14 protein-coding genes and 1 tRNA gene are annotated in these 16,027 nt (G+C 58.3%); 4 read left to right on the top strand and 11 right to left on the bottom strand.

Going from position 1 to position 16,027, the window contains the following annotated elements; all coding sequences use genetic code 11:
* Positions 1-99 precede the first annotated feature (99 nt).
* Together rpmA and rplU are read right to left on the bottom strand one after the other, a co-directional pair.
* Positions 100-357: a 50S ribosomal protein L27 gene (gene rpmA, locus U5L98_RS16650; protein WP_089714316.1), complete on the bottom strand. Its 258-nt coding sequence runs from the start codon at positions 355-357 to the stop codon at positions 100-102.
* Positions 358-391: 34 nt separating this feature from the next.
* Complete coding sequence (gene rplU, locus U5L98_RS16645) at positions 392-703, bottom strand: 50S ribosomal protein L21 (protein ID WP_151442391.1); 312 nt, start codon at positions 701-703, stop codon at positions 392-394.
* Positions 704-995: 292 nt separating this feature from the next.
* On the opposite strand from rplU, the gene ispB reads away from it, so the two are divergent.
* Positions 996-2,003: an octaprenyl diphosphate synthase gene (gene ispB / locus U5L98_RS16640; protein WP_322559386.1), complete on the top strand. Its 1,008-nt coding sequence runs from the start codon at positions 996-998 to the stop codon at positions 2,001-2,003.
* A 91-nt stretch (positions 2,004-2,094) separates the two neighbouring features.
* Positions 2,095-2,171 (top strand) — tRNA-Pro (locus U5L98_RS16635).
* 419 nt (positions 2,172-2,590) lie between these two features.
* Here U5L98_RS16635 and U5L98_RS16630 read toward each other — a convergent pair.
* The 4 genes from U5L98_RS16630 to U5L98_RS16615 form a co-directional block, all read right to left on the bottom strand.
* Positions 2,591-3,187 carry a terminase small subunit gene (locus tag U5L98_RS16630; RefSeq protein ID WP_322559385.1) on the bottom strand — a complete coding sequence of 199 codons (597 nt, stop codon included), beginning with the start codon at positions 3,185-3,187 and terminating at the stop codon, positions 2,591-2,593.
* Positions 3,188-3,726: 539 nt separating this feature from the next.
* Complete coding sequence (locus U5L98_RS19095; RefSeq protein ID WP_416208271.1) at positions 3,727-3,996, bottom strand: hypothetical protein; 270 nt, start codon at positions 3,994-3,996, stop codon at positions 3,727-3,729.
* A gap of 220 nt (positions 3,997-4,216) precedes the next feature.
* Positions 4,217-4,621 (bottom strand): hypothetical protein, encoded by a 405-nt coding sequence (locus tag U5L98_RS16620; protein ID WP_322559384.1) that lies wholly within the window; start codon positions 4,619-4,621, stop codon positions 4,217-4,219.
* Positions 4,606-4,827 carry a hypothetical protein gene (locus tag U5L98_RS16615; protein ID WP_322559383.1) on the bottom strand — a complete coding sequence of 74 codons (222 nt, stop codon included), beginning with the start codon at positions 4,825-4,827 and terminating at the stop codon, positions 4,606-4,608. Before U5L98_RS16615 ends, U5L98_RS16620 begins: the two co-directional genes overlap by 16 nt.
* A gap of 790 nt (positions 4,828-5,617) precedes the next feature.
* Between U5L98_RS16615 and U5L98_RS16610 the strand changes: the two genes are divergently transcribed.
* Entirely contained in the window at positions 5,618-6,973 is a 1,356-nt protein-coding gene (locus U5L98_RS16610) for an SMEK domain-containing protein (RefSeq protein ID WP_322559382.1), read from the top strand.
* Positions 6,974-7,083: 110 nt separating this feature from the next.
* Here U5L98_RS16610 and U5L98_RS16605 read toward each other — a convergent pair whose 3' ends face one another.
* Positions 7,084-8,301 carry a PcfJ domain-containing protein gene (locus tag U5L98_RS16605; RefSeq protein WP_322559381.1) on the bottom strand — a complete coding sequence of 406 codons (1,218 nt, stop codon included), beginning with the start codon at positions 8,299-8,301 and terminating at the stop codon, positions 7,084-7,086.
* Positions 8,302-8,522: 221 nt separating this feature from the next.
* Positions 8,523-9,389, bottom strand: coding sequence for a hypothetical protein (locus U5L98_RS16600; RefSeq protein WP_322559380.1), 867 nt, complete (start codon positions 9,387-9,389; stop codon positions 8,523-8,525).
* Positions 9,390-9,684: 295 nt separating this feature from the next.
* Here U5L98_RS16600 and U5L98_RS16595 point away from each other — a divergent pair, with 295 nt between their 5' ends.
* The gene (locus tag U5L98_RS16595) at positions 9,685-10,755 is read left to right on the top strand and encodes a tetratricopeptide repeat protein (RefSeq protein ID WP_322559379.1); all 1,071 of its coding nucleotides are present in this window, start codon (positions 9,685-9,687) and stop codon (positions 10,753-10,755) included.
* 18 nt (positions 10,756-10,773) lie between these two features.
* Here U5L98_RS16595 and U5L98_RS16590 read toward each other — a convergent pair whose 3' ends face one another.
* Genes U5L98_RS16590 through U5L98_RS16580 form a run of 3 tightly spaced genes read right to left on the bottom strand, consistent with a single transcriptional unit; the run spans position 10,774 to position 16,005 of the window.
* Positions 10,774-11,067, bottom strand: coding sequence for a hypothetical protein (locus U5L98_RS16590; protein ID WP_322559378.1), 294 nt, complete (start codon positions 11,065-11,067; stop codon positions 10,774-10,776).
* Positions 11,068-11,076: 9 nt separating this feature from the next.
* Positions 11,077-13,488, bottom strand: a complete 2,412-nt coding sequence (locus tag U5L98_RS16585) for a DUF2357 domain-containing protein (protein ID WP_322559377.1) — start codon at positions 13,486-13,488, stop codon at positions 11,077-11,079.
* Between the two features lie 6 nt (positions 13,489-13,494).
* On the bottom strand, positions 13,495-16,005 hold the full coding sequence (locus U5L98_RS16580) for an McrB family protein (RefSeq protein WP_322559376.1): 2,511 nt from the start codon (positions 16,003-16,005) through the stop codon (positions 13,495-13,497).
* Positions 16,006-16,027 lie beyond the last annotated feature (22 nt).

Genomic DNA, 16,027 nt, shown 5'->3' with positions numbered 1-16,027 from the left:
CTCTTACTCTCCTGACGGCCCATGCCGCCCCGCCGCCATCATATAAGTACAAGAAGGCCCCGCCTGGGCGGGGCCTTCTCGCTGCAAGCATCAGGGGTCTCAGGCAGAGACGATACTGACGAACTTGCGGTTCTTCGGACCCTTGGTCTCGAACTTGACCACACCCTCGTCCAGCGCGAACAGCGTGTGGTCCTTGCCGATTCCAACGCCGGTGCCGGCATGGAACTTGGTGCCACGCTGACGCACGATGATGTTGCCGGGGTTGACGACCTGACCGCCAAACAGCTTGACGCCTAGGCGTTTGGATTCGCTGTCGCGACCGTTACGGGTAGAGCCCGCTGCCTTCTTATGAGCCATTGCAAAGTCCTCGCTCGTTCAGGGGAGCAGCCGCTTACGCGGAGATCCCGGTGATCTTGACTTCAGTGAACCACTGACGGTGGCCCTGACGCTTCATGGAGTGCTTACGACGACGGAACTTGATGATGGTGATCTTGTCACCACGGCCATGGGAGACGACCTCGGCGGCCACCTTGGCACCATCAACCAGCGGGGCGCCAACGGTGACGTCCTCGTCGTTACCCACCAGCAGGACCTCGTCGAACTCGATGGTGTCGCCGGTCGGCACTTCCAGCTTCTCGAGCTTAAGCGTCTGGCCTTCCTGAACGCGGTACTGCTTGCCACCGCTCTTGATAACTGCGTACATGCTTTTCTCTCCAGGACTCATCGGGTATTGGCTCTTCATCGACCTGCTGCGAGTGGCGCCCCTTCCGGCAGCCATCTGACAGGGAGCATGATGAGTGGGTCGCGGATTATAACCGCGGGAGAACGACCGTACAACCCGTGAACCAGGCTCCGAAAGCGATGCGGCCAACCCGGCCGAAGGCCCACCAGCTCCAGCTTGACGCCCCCATGGGGGGCCCATAGCATGACCGGCAACCCGAAGCCAGAAGGGGCGCCTCTCGCCCCGGCACCCATTACTCGTCGAAACCGCCTCCATGCCAGCCAACGCCGCACCGCCACAGTCATCCAGCCCCGCTCTCGCGTCGCAGCTCCATGCCCCGGTCGCCGATGACTTCCTCGCCGTGAACCGCACGATCATGGCCCAGCTCGCCTCGCGCATCCCGCTGGTGGAAACTATCGGCCAGTATATCATCGAGAGCGGCGGCAAGCGGCTGCGTCCGCTGCTGGTGCTGCTGGCGGCGCGCTCGCTGGGCTACCAGGGCGAACGGCACATCACTCTGGCCACCCTGATCGAGTTCATGCACACCTCGACGCTGCTGCATGACGACGTAGTCGACGAGTCTCACATGCGCCGCGGCAAGGCCACGGCCAACGATGCCTGGGGCAACGCCCCCTCGGTACTGGTGGGCGACTTCCTCTACTCGCGCTCCTTCCAGATGATGGTAGAAGTGGGTTCCATGCGCATCATGGATGTGCTCTCGCGGGCCACCTGCACCATCGCCGAGGGCGAAGTGCAGCAGCTCACCAACGTGGGCAATCCTGACACCGATGAGAAAGCCTACTTCGAGACCATCCAGGGCAAGACCGCCATGCTCTTCGAGGCCGCCTCCCACAGCGGCGCTATCCTCGCCGATGCCAGCCTGGAGCAGGAAACGGCAATGCAGCACTACGGCCGCTACCTGGGTCTCGCTTTCCAGCTGATCGATGACCTGCTCGACTATGAAGGCGACGCCGAGGCCATGGGCAAGAACGTGGGCGACGACCTGGCCGAGGGCAAGCCAACCCTGCCGCTGATCCAGGCCATGGCCGCCGGCACTACCGAGCAGCGAGACCTGATCCGCCAGGCCATCCGCAAGGGTGGCCTCGAGCACCTGGACGAGGTACTGGCAATCGTGCACGACACGGGCGCTCTGGACTACACCCGGGCCCGCGCAGAAGAGATGGCCGACAAGGCCCTGGCACAGCTCGACGCCCTACCCGAAAGTCCCTTCCGCGACAGCATGGCCCAGCTCGCCCGCACAGCCGTCGACCGGCAGACCTGAGCCACGTAAAGCCGCTCAGAGGCTTGCATGGCGGCAAGGCTTGCGTATAATACGCCACGTCGGTTGTCAAAGGCACGACACGAGAAAGAATCGGAGTATAGCTCAGCTTGGTAGAGCGCTGCCTTCGGGAGGCAGAGGTCGTAGGTTCGAATCCTGCTACTCCGACCAAAAATTCCAGTAAAAACGGCCACTTAGCTCATCAGAGCGGTGGCCGTTTTTCATTGCCGAGATTTTAGGTAGCAAATAGGTAGCAAGCATCGGAAACAGGAAGCAACGTGGGGAGGCCTCTTCCTCCTCTCCCCCAGAAGCACATCCAGCCAAAGCTTCCGAACTCCTGCCGTGCCGAGACCTGCTCAGGCGTGGCGCAGAAACCCTTTGAAGGTCACAGACATAACTGACGATCCCTTCGGACAGGCTTGAGGGCATGGCAAAGCCAGATCAGCTTCAGGCTTCAGTACAGTTTGGCTCGAGTGCTGAACGCCCCACCCCCGAACCAGACATTGGGGCACCAGCGTGGCGAGTGATGCTCTAGAGCCAGTCGATGAGAAGCCAGGCCGGGGATCATGCCCCATGCCTGGCCAGAGCATTCAACTCAGCTGATCCAGGGCCTCTTCATGGGTCAGCTGCAGCTCGCCAGAAAACTCCCGCTGCTCCTTCCATGCTTGGACAGAAACGTGCCGCCCGATCATCTCCAAATTCTTCAACTTATCAGGCCACCTGATCTTCTTGAGAAAGCCAATGACTTGGCGCTCATCACCAACTCCTTCCGCCAGCTCACTGACGTCGACCGAGGTGACATATCGCCGCCAAACACTGGGCCATTGCTTTATTGGTAACAGGCGGCCGTCATCATCAAGAATGTCGGCGACATCCATCGCGTCAATCTCAGTCAGGCGCTCAAGGACGCGACTGGCATCCATCTGAACCCGCTGGCTACGCTCCATTTTGTACTGATCTATCAATTGGTGGATCTGAGGTTTCTTGAGGAGATCGGCGCCAGTGCGATAGGCCGTCTTAGAACTGTAACCGGCCCGGATGGCCGCCTGGGTAGCGTTCAGGTCAAGGAGATACTCTTCGACAAATCGGTCCTGCTTAGGTGGTAATGGCTTGCTTGTCATGAGGCGATCCTCTCGGATGGCAATATCTCCATTATAACTTAATAATTGGAAAAAGTGATGTATCATCGCTCTACCTCTTATTTGGAAAACTTTCAATGCGAGCATTAGAGTTAATCAGCGAAGGCCGTGACAACGAAGGAGACTGGAACGACATGCCGAACCGACCGAAAAAGCAGCTCCTCCTGACCCAAGGCGAGCAGTTTACGATGCTATCATCTTGGTGTTCATATGTTTTCTTGGGACGATATCGAAGTGGGGACCTTGCAGTCTGGAGCTACATCGAGGACGAGATGGGGCGACAAAATAGAGGGTATATAGGCCAAGTCCGAACCGTCGACCAGCTATTCCGGGCACTGGAGGAATGTTGTGCCATGGTTGATCTGGATGGGTCCCCGAACATTTTGCGAGACCGACAGCTTGAGCTTCGACAACTCGCGCCCGAATTGGCTGTGGACGTCGAAGCTCAACTGAAAGATTTGTGACGAGGTGGAGTTATCTTGTTAGTGCCTTGATGAAGCGATGTGAACTTCCCGATTGGGGTGAGTGGAGTGACATGTAACTGTGATCGAATAACTAACCACGTTGCAAGCGTCATCCCTGTGAGTTCAGGCGTTGTCCAGCAGGATCTCGATGATGGACGGCACAATGTCACCGAGCATGCCGTTGGTGTCCCGGATCTGATCGCGTTTCACCGAGCTGTTCCAGATCGCACTGCCGTGGATTAGCTGGTTGCGCAGGGTATAGAGCCGCTGGAAGACGATGCTCGGCACCGTTCCGGTATCCTGCTTTGCCAGCGACGCATGGGCCACACGCTTGGCACTGGCGAAGCGGTCTTCCCAGTCCTCACTGCCGGTCAGGTTGTTCTGGTGATCCAAGAAGGGCTGAAAGACGAAGTGATTGTCCAGCAGAAGCCGGATGGCTTCCGGGTAGCGGTTCCAGACCAGTACGTAAAGGCGGCTCTGGTCGTCCAGTGAATCCAGACGTGCGAGAAAGCCACCGAGTCGGCGCGCCTCGAAGATGCGTCGCTCTTCGATATCGTTGTCGTAGGCGGCATTGAAGGCGATCCACAGGAAGATGAAGCGGCCATCCTCATCGTCATTGCTCTGCTCGTTCCAGCCAGCTGTGTGCCCGATGAACTCTCAGGCCGATGCTCTCGGCATGGGCGCGGCCGCGGAGGCGCTGCCGAAGGGAGATGCCGGGGCCGCCACCCGCCCACCAGGACACAGTGCCGCCCTGGGCGGCAAAGGACTCGACCTGGGCGAGGGCCGACACCGGGCAGGCGCCCTGCCCGCCCGGGCTGAAGGCCGCCATGACCTGCAAGGCCGCCACCGGAACACGACCGGCCAGAGCCGCTTCGATGACGGCCTGATCGGCACCGGTGCAATACCCGGTGATCAAGGTGAAACCCCGGCCGTTGAGCTGCGCGGCCAGCGCCTGGACGTGGGCGGCGGCGCTCGGCAACAACCGCCGCCCGCCGATGAAGGCTACGGGGCCAGCCATACCAGTACCCTGCGCACCTGGGCCAACGACCAGCCCGGCGGAATGACCACCTTGAGCTCGGCCGGCGCCCCAGTGCGCTTGCCCGGCCGTGGCCAGCATTGCCAGCCCTGGCGATGCAGCAACCACCAGGCAGCCACGGCCTGGGCGCGCGAAACGACCGGAATGCACACACAGGCCGGAGCAGGATTGCTGCCCCGGCGCGCCATGCGCTGCGCCCATACCCAACGGCCGGAGCGGAGCACCCACGCTGCCCCCACCGGGGGCCGGACGCGGGGGTAGGCGGACCGGCCCCCGGATGCCTCGCAGGCGAAGCGGGTCTTGGGTTTTCGCCGCGGGCAGCCGGGGAAACAGACAAGCAGGCGCTTGCGCCCGACAGTGATAGGGTTGTGGATCAGCCCAGGCGCGTGCGAGGAACGAGCTTGCGCCGGAGCGAAGGTTTCGGTGAGGCGTGCGCGAAGCGCTGGCCGAGCCAGGCCGTGCGGGCGTCAGCCGGCACGGTGGGGTTGAGGGGCGGGCGAGGCACGAGCCGGCCCCGCCGGGGTGGAGCGTGTGTGGAACGAACAGGCAAAGCCGTCAGCGCGCGGAGCGCAAGAGCGCCAGGGATGCGCAGGGTGGCGCAGCCAGCCCGAAGGGCCGAAGCCCGGAGCAGCCCGGCCCCCGGGCTAGGAACGAGCCGGGGGGGGCGCAATCCGTGTAATTCATCACGGCATTAGCACAGTTGCTGGTCGCACGCTTCCTCTTTTTTTCAATCGGAAATTTTTCTTTCCTGGTTTATAGTCGACATTAGTAAGCATGAAAAACTCCACACTCTTGTTCTACCGATATGTTTTGACCGGAGACTACCAACGGATGGCCATTCCTACCAAAGCTCCCGTCTCGTCTGTTGCCTTCTGGTCACCATATCAGTATATTATTGTGCAATCTGCGAGCAGGGGGAGTCAGAAAGTTTCCTCTTATACCTGATCAAATTTATAAAGACAAACTAAAAGGATGAGCATGCAACGTTCTCACCATGATTTTATAGGGATGACTATGGCGGAATACGCTGACGCTCTTTGCGATATACTGAAAAACCATGGTGAATCCATCAGAAGTTCCAATGCTAGAGGACTGACTGATAAAGCCAAGCATGCAGAGTATTTTTATATAGGAATTCTGAATCATTTATATGGGTATAACCTATACAACATGAACGACAGATATGGGAGTTTCTCAGCAGGCATTGATTTACTTGACGCCTCGGGAAAGATTGCTTATCAGATAACCTCCCAGCCTCCCAATAATCATAAAGTTAAAGATTCGCTTAGCAGAACAGCCGAGGCTAAACGCAAGAACAAAGAGGGCTATAAAAAAATAAACCACCTGACCGTTCTCTTCATCTGCGATACTTCTGCACCCCCTCCACAAACAAAGTCTATCGAGGTTTTAGCACAGGAAAGCGGCATTGAGGTCGAGGTGGCAACCATTCACAACCTGCAAACCAGATGTAGGGATTTATTATCGGATCAAGCGGCACCCTCTTATGCCGCAATTACGCCTAATTTAAGAAGGGCCTTCCATCACGCGATGAACTTCCTACACCCTGAAAAATATATAACTCATGAAATTAAACGCGTAGAATATAACAAGGCTGTGTCTTTTTTAGATGGAATAAAAGATATTGACATAAATCTAGCCTTTTATTACCGTCTATCAAAAAGGCATCGGCATCAGCTACAGCAATCCTCACCCTCATGGCTTAATTTCAAGGCTAAAACACTCAGGGAAGAATTATTTGAAAAATACAAAGAAGATGGTGCTGAAGGACTTGCTGAAAAGAGTGAGTTCATCCGTTTCTGGGGGGTAAGTAGTAAATTCTTTGACCGCTTGATCAACCATCTAAACAGTTGGTACCACCCACTTTCTAGGCAGAGCACACTTTTGGAAAGAAATGGGATAATCGAACTAGCTATTTTGGAAGATAGGATATTTGAAGTGGCAAGACGCATCCAAAACTTCAAGGAAGAAATGTCTGCCAATTTGATTGGCCTTGATTATAATTTATTAAAAAGAAAAATACAATTAGGCTTTACAAAAACTATTCTAAGGAGCCATCACCCGTATCAACAGGCAGACTCCAACGTTAACTATGAGATTCTTGTAATAGATAATTCAGGTCCTTTTGGTAAAATTTTCAACCCTCACGGCGAAAATCTGGACGAAGCTGTAAAATCACGCATCCCTTGCGAGTTCGCCTACCTTTATGGGAAAGCAGTTGAGTTAGATCGAATGATTTTCCAACTGTCGATGCTCATTGACGATTACAGAGAAATGCTTAATGAAATCCGCCAGGCGGACACACCCTTAACATAGTATATATGGGAGATTTTTTGACCCTGGCTAGTCACCATCTCTCCTAATTAGGCCACCAGCATTCCATAAGGCCATTTTTAGCCGGTTAGCGAGGATGGTATCAGGGCACTCTATGTATCGGTCAGTTGATCCATCCATTGTCCGATACGGCGCATCGCATCCCCTGTCGGCATTTCATTGAAGCGCGCCTTGGCTTCTCTGAGCACCCAGCCATCGGCCTGGGGGGAAATTGCAATCGTGACCGCCTCGGGAGCCCTCAGGTGATATATGGCCACTCGGCCGGCTGCCACTGACTTGTGGTATGAGCCGACGCAGTGGCCCATCCTCTGCCCTTCCTGCAATAGAGCTTCCCATGAGGTGATGGGCAAAATATCTTCATGGCCGGGGATGGGAGCTGGCGGGTAACCGCCATACTGAACTCGCAGCTCGGATGCCAGCTTGGCTCTGCCGACCTGATTGATCTGGTCGTTGAAGTGATCCAGGAGACGATCATGAAGCCTCTGGAACGCCTCCAGACTCATAACCCGGCGCAGCGCCTGCCGATCATCGCCAAGCATCCCCTCGATATCGGCCAGCTGGCGGTGAAGCCAGACCGACTGTCCCGGCTGCGATCGCTGGTTCTCCAGAATACCATCGACGACCGGTAATAGGCCCGGCCAGTAAGTACCCTCATAATGCGACAGGAAAATAAAGTGCTCCAGGCATAGCGGAGCATGGTGCCGCAGCAGCGCCGTACCTTGAGGAGTGTTCAGGCAACGCTTGAGCTCGAGCAGTTCACGACGAATCATGGGTCGCAAGGTACACCGACTGAGTAACTTGGCCGTGGCCTTGCTGGCCGGTAAGTCTACTGCGGCACAGAGCACTGCCTGTTTCTGCGTCAGCCACTCGGCGAAATCAGCCTGCGGCATGCCGGTGGCACTGGCTCGGTCGACGAGCAGGATCAGCAGCAGCGGCGAAGTCGAAGCCAAGTCTCTGGCAGCCTGAAGTTGCCCGCACACCTGGGCCAGCTCCACCCCCAGAAAAGGGGCTGAGGCGATGACCTTGCGCACCGACACAGGCATGCCCTGCAGCAACGCCTCGCCCTCAGTGGCCAGCAACAACTCCCAGGCGATACCCGGCGGCTCAAGAAAAGCGCCGCTGGCAATCGTGACGGAATCAGCCTCACTCTCCCACCGAAATGGCTCGTCTGACTGCCATGTCGACAGATGGAGCTTGAGTGGATAACCCGTTGCGGGGCCGAGATCAAAGGTCACAACCCCCGAATGGGCCGGCACCGACTGCCTACGGAAAGTGAGTGAAACACGTTCAAGCAATGCAGCAAGCGGCATAAACTTCCTTTCCTATCTCGGTCATGGCCAGTTTGCCCCCAAACCGACAGACATACCGCCGGCATCAACCATATAGCCCGCTGACAAACACATAACGACGGCGGTCTCAATGTCCTGCGAACACGTTGATAAGGGAGGCCTGGGCGGTATTCAACACAAAGTCCACCGACACGTGCCCCGATCCGTGCCCCGCCACGGGCGTATCAACAGGCGCGCGCTGGCTAGAGCAACATGTAGCGAATCACCCACTCCCCAATCTGCCCCCGCTCTTCCACCGCGAGATCGAGAATCATCGTGTTCAGCTCGCAGAGTTCCGCGTCGGAGAGATAGGCCTGATTATCCAGGCCCAAGGCCAACCGCTCGCCGTTAGGGTGGTTTCCCAGAGCTGCGAACAGCTGAGCGCCTATGGTCTCCTCCACCACCATGCGTTCGGAGGGCCCCAGCGTAGGGACGGGAGGGTGTTCGGTGACTTCAGCAATCAATGCTTTGCGTAGAATCCCCAGGTAGGCGCGGAGGGTGGCTGTCGGAAGGACACTGAACCCCTGAATCTCCACACGGGCTAGCTCGGGAGCCGATAGCTCCTCTCGCGCTATGGCGGCACAATGCTCTGTCGAGACCACTTTCGTCAGCAGGAGAGCAAAGCGAAAGAATTCGCGCTGCTCCTCACTTTTCAGCCTGCGGACTCCATTGAACGATTTCTCCTGGAACCATGCCGAAGCGAAGTTGCGTGTCAGGTTGCGCCGAGCCTCGCGGTCATCCAGCTGCATCACCTCGATGAGCTGAAGGAGATCGTCGAGGAAGACGGACATCACCGCATCATTGCCCCACGCCTTTTCCATATGCTCGAGATAGACAGCTTCCTGACCGGGCGGCACTTCCATCTGACGGATGGCCCGAGTCTGGAATTCCGGATCGCGTAGCAAACGTGACAGCTCGGCCCGAATAACGGCCTCAGCACTCGCATGGGCTACCATCGAGGGATGAAATGCCAAGCCACGCTCGGTAGACACAAGGAATCCGCCATCGAGCCAGGTCAGTGAAGCCGTGAGACAAAGGCCAGTGATAGCCCGGATGAGTCGCTGTTTCATCCGCTAAATCTCCTTGCAAGGCAAACTGGCCCAAAGCGTATCCGCTGAGAGCAAAAGCTGAACATTTTCAAAAGGCCCTGTCTGGTAGCGTGACAAAAGACAGGATGGGGCGCCAGGGCTAACCATCGGTGCCCGACGAAAGCTTACAAGGTAGCTGACACTCGGGGTATCCCGGTCCGGAACCACCCGGCTCTGTCACGGTTGCTGACCAATACGGGAATACCTCATTCTCCAAACAAGACGTCATTCCTTGGTACCATTGGCGCTTTGACATCCAACGCCCGTAGGTGACGCAATGCCGCAAGCCCCCGAGATTTTCAAGCGCAGCCTCGACGAAATCAATCTTGATGGGCTGCCGCCGCGCGATGACCCGGGCTTCGAGGATGCCGTCCTGCAGAGGCTCACTCTCCAGTACGCGGCCAAAGGCTACACTGGGGCGTTCGTTATCCAGAATGGGCATGTCCTCGGCGTCGCGGTGCCGCAAGAGGGCGTTGAGCCGAAGCAGTACATCCTCGGCCTGCTTGAGCATCGCTACCTCGAAGAGGCGCTGCCTGCTCTCGAAGTCATGGCCGAGATGACTGACGATCCCGAAATCCTCTACAACTACGGGGTCTGCCTGTCTGAGATGGATCGGGTCACCGAGTCCATCGCGCCCCTGCAGGCATGCGTCAAAGAGGAACCAAGCTATGCTCATGCGCATGCGGCTCTGGGCTTCTCCTATATCAAGCTCGGCCAGCTGGACAAGGCCGAGAGTGTTCTGCGTGACGCCGCCAAGCGGCTCCCCGACGACCTCTGGATCAACCGGAACCTGGCCGCTCTGCTCGCCAAGCGCGGCAAGCATCAGGACGCCAAGCCGTTCTTCGAGCGGGCCTTGGCGGCCAATCCTCAGGATGTCGCCACGCTGTACGGCCTGGCACTGAGCCTGGAGGAGATCGGGCCGCAGAACCACGAGCAGGCCATCGGGAATTACAAGCGCATCATCGACCTGGAGCCGAACTCCCCCATCGCCATCGAGGCCAAGAAGGCGATCAGCCGGCTGGCCCAGGGCGCCATGAAGGAGAAGGCCGAAGGTGGCCTGCGCATGGACGCGGTGATGTACATGACCGGCGCCTTCGAGACCTTCGCGAACATGGAGCAGCAAGAGCTGGCCCAGGTAGTGTTCGAGATCGCCAAGCTCGGCGAGAGTGGGCTCTCCATCAACGACCCCGACAAGCGCTACACTCTGAAGTCCCTCGACGGTGACTTCTCCGGCCTGCAGCTGCTGTCGATGATGCACGTCGGCCTGAAGAGCATCGACCCCTCGCTGGACACCCAGTCCGGCCTAGACGCCGAGTACGACGCCGCCAAGAGCATGGCTGGCAAGTAACCTGACGGCGCCGGGAGCTCAGCGCTCCCGGTCGCTCCCCAGGATCACGAAGTGGTGACGCGGCCCTGCCAAGCGGATGCCACAGCAGGCGCAGGGACGCGAGGAGAATTCGACGTACCGGTCGCCATCCCCGACGGCGATCTGACCCTCCTCCCGTTGGATCACGGCGATGGCCTTCCGGATCTCCTGCTCCCGGGCTGCGCCCTCCTCCTCACCCAGCGAATAGTCCAGCCCGCTGGCGTCATCGTTGGCGATGATCATCAGGCAGTCGGTGCAGACCATGAACTCGTCGTCGACCATGTTGACTGGCATGGCTATCTTCTACTCCGCGTATGCTTCTGCGATGAATTCGAGTTCACTCTCTGGTTGACCAGTAAGTGGATCAATGAACCGTTGCCGCTGAACACGTACTACCGGGTAGCGTGTCTTCAGGGTCTTCCATTCGATGAATTTTTCCCAGCTGCTGATGAACTGCAGCTGTGGCTCCTGCTCCTCAAGCGCCACCTCCAGGCCCAGCCGAGTGATGAAATAGCGCCCCGTACGATTGCCTTTCATCTGGCCGCCAGAGCGCATGCTGACGCGCTGGATGGGCCCCAACCGATAGACGTAGTATGGCTGATCGGGCCTGCTGGGTGCCCAGGTAGTGCCGGTTTCCTTGAGCTCACCACCTAGCAGCATCTCGACATCGACCACATCGGCCCAGCCGATAATGAAACGGCTGGATTGGTCGTAGAGGGCCACTGCCTTGACCTCATGCAGCGGGTAGCGCGACGAGGCCGGGCGCTGGGTATAGTAGACCTGATGATCGAAGTGGTACTGCAGCCGTGCCTCTCGCTGCCGAGAGGGTATCAGCCCCACCATCACGAGATCCTTACTGGACTGCCGACGCTGCTGATAGACCCGGTTGTCGTAGTGATAGAGCGACTCCGTAATCACCTCCCCCGGCTGCTCGAAGAGGCTGTCCAGGTACTGTCGGAACAGGGTGTTTTTCCTCGACCTGCCCGGCTGGAGCGGGATGGCACCGATGTTCACCTTCTGGATGCTCTGGTAGAACGGATGAGGAATGAAGTCCTCCTCGTCTTCCGGGTAGGGGAACAGGATCACCCCGCCGATGCTCTTGTTGGCGACCTTGACCGACTCATCCTGGCCCTGCTCCCAAAGGATGGCGTCTCGATAGCGGTGCAGCTGAGCGATGGTATCCAGCGGCGGCCCATAAGGCGTGGAGGCCAATGGGTAACCACTCGACTCGCGGTCAAAGCGGTACTTGGCATCCATGACCACCTTGAAGGACTTCTTGTCCCCATCCTTGCCGAAGCCTTTACGGGAGAACTCGATAAACTGATCAGGGCGCTGATCGAAGGTGTAAGTAAAGGGCTCACGCGGGAACAAGCGGTTGAAGTAGATCGAGATATCATCACCGGTACCGCGCTGCACGAAGTTAACAGCAGAACGCTTGCCCTTCTTCAGGTTCACCTTGAAGCGATGGTGCTCCAGCTTGACGATGTCGTTGCTGGCCAGGTCGTACTTGGGGTTCTCGCGCAACAGCCTGACGGTCTTCAGGAAGCACCAGTATTCGTAGATGGTGGCGATGTCCTTGTAGTCCATCTTAAACAGCGGGTGCTCGGCCATGGTCAGGCCTTTCCGCAGCAGCAGAAATCGGTGGTAGAACTCCTTATACCCCGGCGCCATGGTGAGTGCGGTAGAGAAAAACATCTGGTGATTAAAGGCCCCCACCTCGCCCAACACCGGGCCTCGCAGGCGACGCCTCAGATGTGACTTACTACGTTCCAGTGCGTCCACCTCCAGTTGGACTCGCTGGCTGTTGAGCCCGAGCTGGTCAGAAAGATGGCGTACGGCGCGCTGAATTTGGCGCAGGATGTCTTTGATTGCCCAGGCCACAAAGCGGTTCTCCTGGGTGTCGTAGCTGATCCGCTTGTGCTGTTCCTTCAGATGCGAGAGCCGCACACCCGCAGCCACTTCAAGGCCGCCCCCGCGGCAGTAACGATCGGGGCGCTGGGTCGCCGCCTTGATCGCCTGGGGTGTAGCGCGTTTTACCCGGTGTATCGGCTTGTCCTGGGACTCCTTGCGTAGCTCCGACTTGGGCGAGCGCAGCAGCGTGTCCAGGCTCTGCTCCAGGCTGCGGTAAAGCGCCTTGAACAGGTTGAGCCACTCAGAAGTGAGCTGGTGATAGGTGGAACGCGGCCGCGTGGAGGCGAATGTCTTGGTGAACGCATCGAAGGCCAATGAATAGAGGATCTCGGTGATCTCATCCAACATGGCCGGGAAGTCGTCCTTGTAGTCCAGCTTCTGGGGGAACACCTCGCTATCCAGGGCAAACAGCACCTTGCCCCTGGCATCACGCACCTCGAAGCGGGTCAGCCCCACGCTGTTCTCCAGGTTAATGGAGCCCATCAGCCGGACCTGGCCATGCAGCAACCGAGACTTGACCCGATTCTGGGGCGCGCCATTGACGTAGAGCGCCAGGGGCGGCTCGAAGCGACTCTCCTCCCCTGGCTCGAACAACCACTCCTGTTGTTGCCACTCGAAGAACAGCGGTGCATCCAGCGGGCCTACCAGCTCCGACTCCTCACGGTTGAGCTGCAGGCCGTGTTCCTTGAAACGCGCCCGCTGAGCCTGGTGCCGCTGGGCCTCGATCACCCGCGGCAATGCCACCTCGCTAACCGAGAGGTGGCAGATGGTGCCGTCAGGATGATCGAAACAAAGCGCCGTCATATCAGATCATAGCCAGTAGGAGGTAAAGCCGTCGTCATGGAAGCGCTGCAGCATGAACAGCAGCTTCTTGACACTTCGGGGGTAGCGACTGCCCTGCGGACTCACCTCTTTCTCGATGCTGCTGTATTCGGCTTCATCATCGAGCGGTTTATCGGCCAGCAGGCCCAGCAGGCGTATCAGCACCTTGAGCATGCTCAGCGAGCTGCCCTGAATGCGCGGCAGCACCTTCTGCATCAGCTGGAAGTCCATGGCTGCGTCGGCACCGAAGCCCTCCAGGCTCTCCAGCGACTCCTCACTGTGTAGGGTCAGGTAGAACGCCACTTCGTCGCGCACACGGTAGGCAAAGTGCAACCCGGCAGGTTCGAGGATGGCGTTGACCCGCATCAGGAAGGCCATTGGGGCGGCCAACTCCCGCTTGTGCTTGTCGGTCAGGTCGATGGAGTTGAGAAACGGCGCTTTCAGCGCATCGGCATAGACCCCGCTAACCGGCGTCACGTTATTTTCCGAATTCACCCAGGCCAGGTCGATGTCGTTCATCTCGATGGCATTGGCGCGGTCGAGCACCTTGCGACTGAAGGCGTGCGTGGTCTCGTCCATGTTCACCGTGCCCACTACCATCAGGTTCTGCGGCAGATACACCGGGTGGCCACCATTCACGTCGGCGCGGCTGATCAGCGGCTCGGTAACGATGACATCGTCGGTGTCGCGCTCACGCGTCTCGATAAAGCTCAGGAACTCCGAGAAGTAGTGCTCGACCCGGGCCAGGTTCATCTCGTCCAGGATGACGAAGTAAAGCTCGTCAGGGTGCTCGATGGCCCGTGCCATCACATCTAGTAGCGGCTTTGTTTCGAACTTGCCCTGGATATTGGCATAGCCGATAAGATCCGAGCTGTCGGCCCAGTCGGGGCGCACAGCGATCAGGACGCAGTGGTCGGGGTCGCCATATCCGATGGCCTTGGCGAACTTTCGCACCAGCTGGGTCTTGCCGGTACCCGAGATCCCCGCCAGCATCGCCAGCGGCTTGGTGCGCATGCAAAGGTAGAAGTTGGCCACCTCCGCCAGTGAGTAGTGAAAACCCTGGCTGGCCATGTAGGCCTTCACCCGGGGCAGCCACTCCTTGGCCGGGGCTTGGGTGATCCCGACCGGCAGGCGACGCTCCTGGTCTTCCTCAGGAAGAATATCGTCGGCGAGCTGGGCCTCAATGTGGTCTTCAAGCTCATCGAGAGCGGGCAACCAGCGCTGAATCTCTTCGGGCAGCGCCAGAGAGTGCCCGTTCAACAAAATGGCCAGCGCCTCCCAAGTGAACTCAAACAGATAGCCCTGATTTCCTGTGCCGTCGCGGTTGTAAGGCCCACGGACACCGGCAAGGGCTTTCTGCAGCTGGAGCTTCTTCTGCCGGATGACATCCAGAGACACCGGCTCGTTCAAGTGAACCAGCACCTCAAGCTCGACTCGGTATCCATCACCGCGCCACTCATTATCGACGTCATCTGATTGCTGGGCCACGAACGGCATAGAGCTCGCCCGTGAGAGGGCTTGAACCCCACCTGCGGCGTGGTGGACGATGATGTCGCCAGGTTTAACGTCGCCGACGGCCTTCCAGTGATTGAAAGAGCGCCCGCCCTTCCCCTCCAGCGGTGCCCAGAGGTAGGCCAGGCCCTGCTCGGGTGTGAATGTCTTACCCTGCATCACGTACCAGACACGGGGCTCGGTCTGCTGCTCGGGCTCGTCGTCATCCACCACGTGGCTGCGCAGCGCCTGGTAGCAAGTCTGCAGCTGTAGAGTAATCTCTTCCTCTCGTGCGAAGACCTCGAGTAGCAAATTAACGCGCTCAAGGTTGTTTCTTGCCGCGGCTGCACCTACTTCAGGGCCAGAAATGTATGAGTGCTCACCACTACCAAAGGTCTTCCACTGCCAGCCTGGCGGCGGGTACTGTAACGACTTGACCTCGATACAAACAAACTCACGATACTCGCCACTGACCTCGAACGTCTCGCCCTGATGGGTGAAGCGGCTTACATTGCTCTCCTCTTCGAATTCAGCGCGAATCAGGGTGTCCTGAACGTAGCCAAAAAACACACGGGAAGCGCTGTTATTGACCACAAACACCGGGGCGCCTTGGCGCAGCCGCGAGAATTTGTCACGGTTCCAGTAGAAACGGTTCTGATTGGCTGAAAACAGGCGCTTGAAGTTCTCCTGCACAAGGCGCGGCTTTTTCACCTCGTAGATCATCACTGTCAGACTGGTGTCCCCGAGCTGGCGGGAATTGCTGACCACCGAAAATTCCCGCTCCTTGAGCGCCTCCACAAAGGGCTCGTAGAGCGCCTGCTCAAGCTCCTCAGGGTCAACGCGGTGCTGTTTGGTGTACAACAGCGCCTCCGCGACCAGCTGCTTGGGGTCGAAGCGGCGACCCCGGTAAAGGCATGAGAAGCACTCGCCAGGCGGTATGCGCGTGCCGTTCGCATCGATAGTGCGAATCACATCGGTGCGCGATAGCTGCTGCAAAACCTGTTCCATGTCTGTACCTATCCTCCCTGGA

The organism is Halomonas sp. (genome assembly GCF_034520545.1).
Classification (GTDB): Bacteria; Pseudomonadota; Gammaproteobacteria; order Pseudomonadales; family Halomonadaceae; genus Halomonas.
This window is presented reverse-complemented; position numbering and strand designations above follow the sequence as displayed.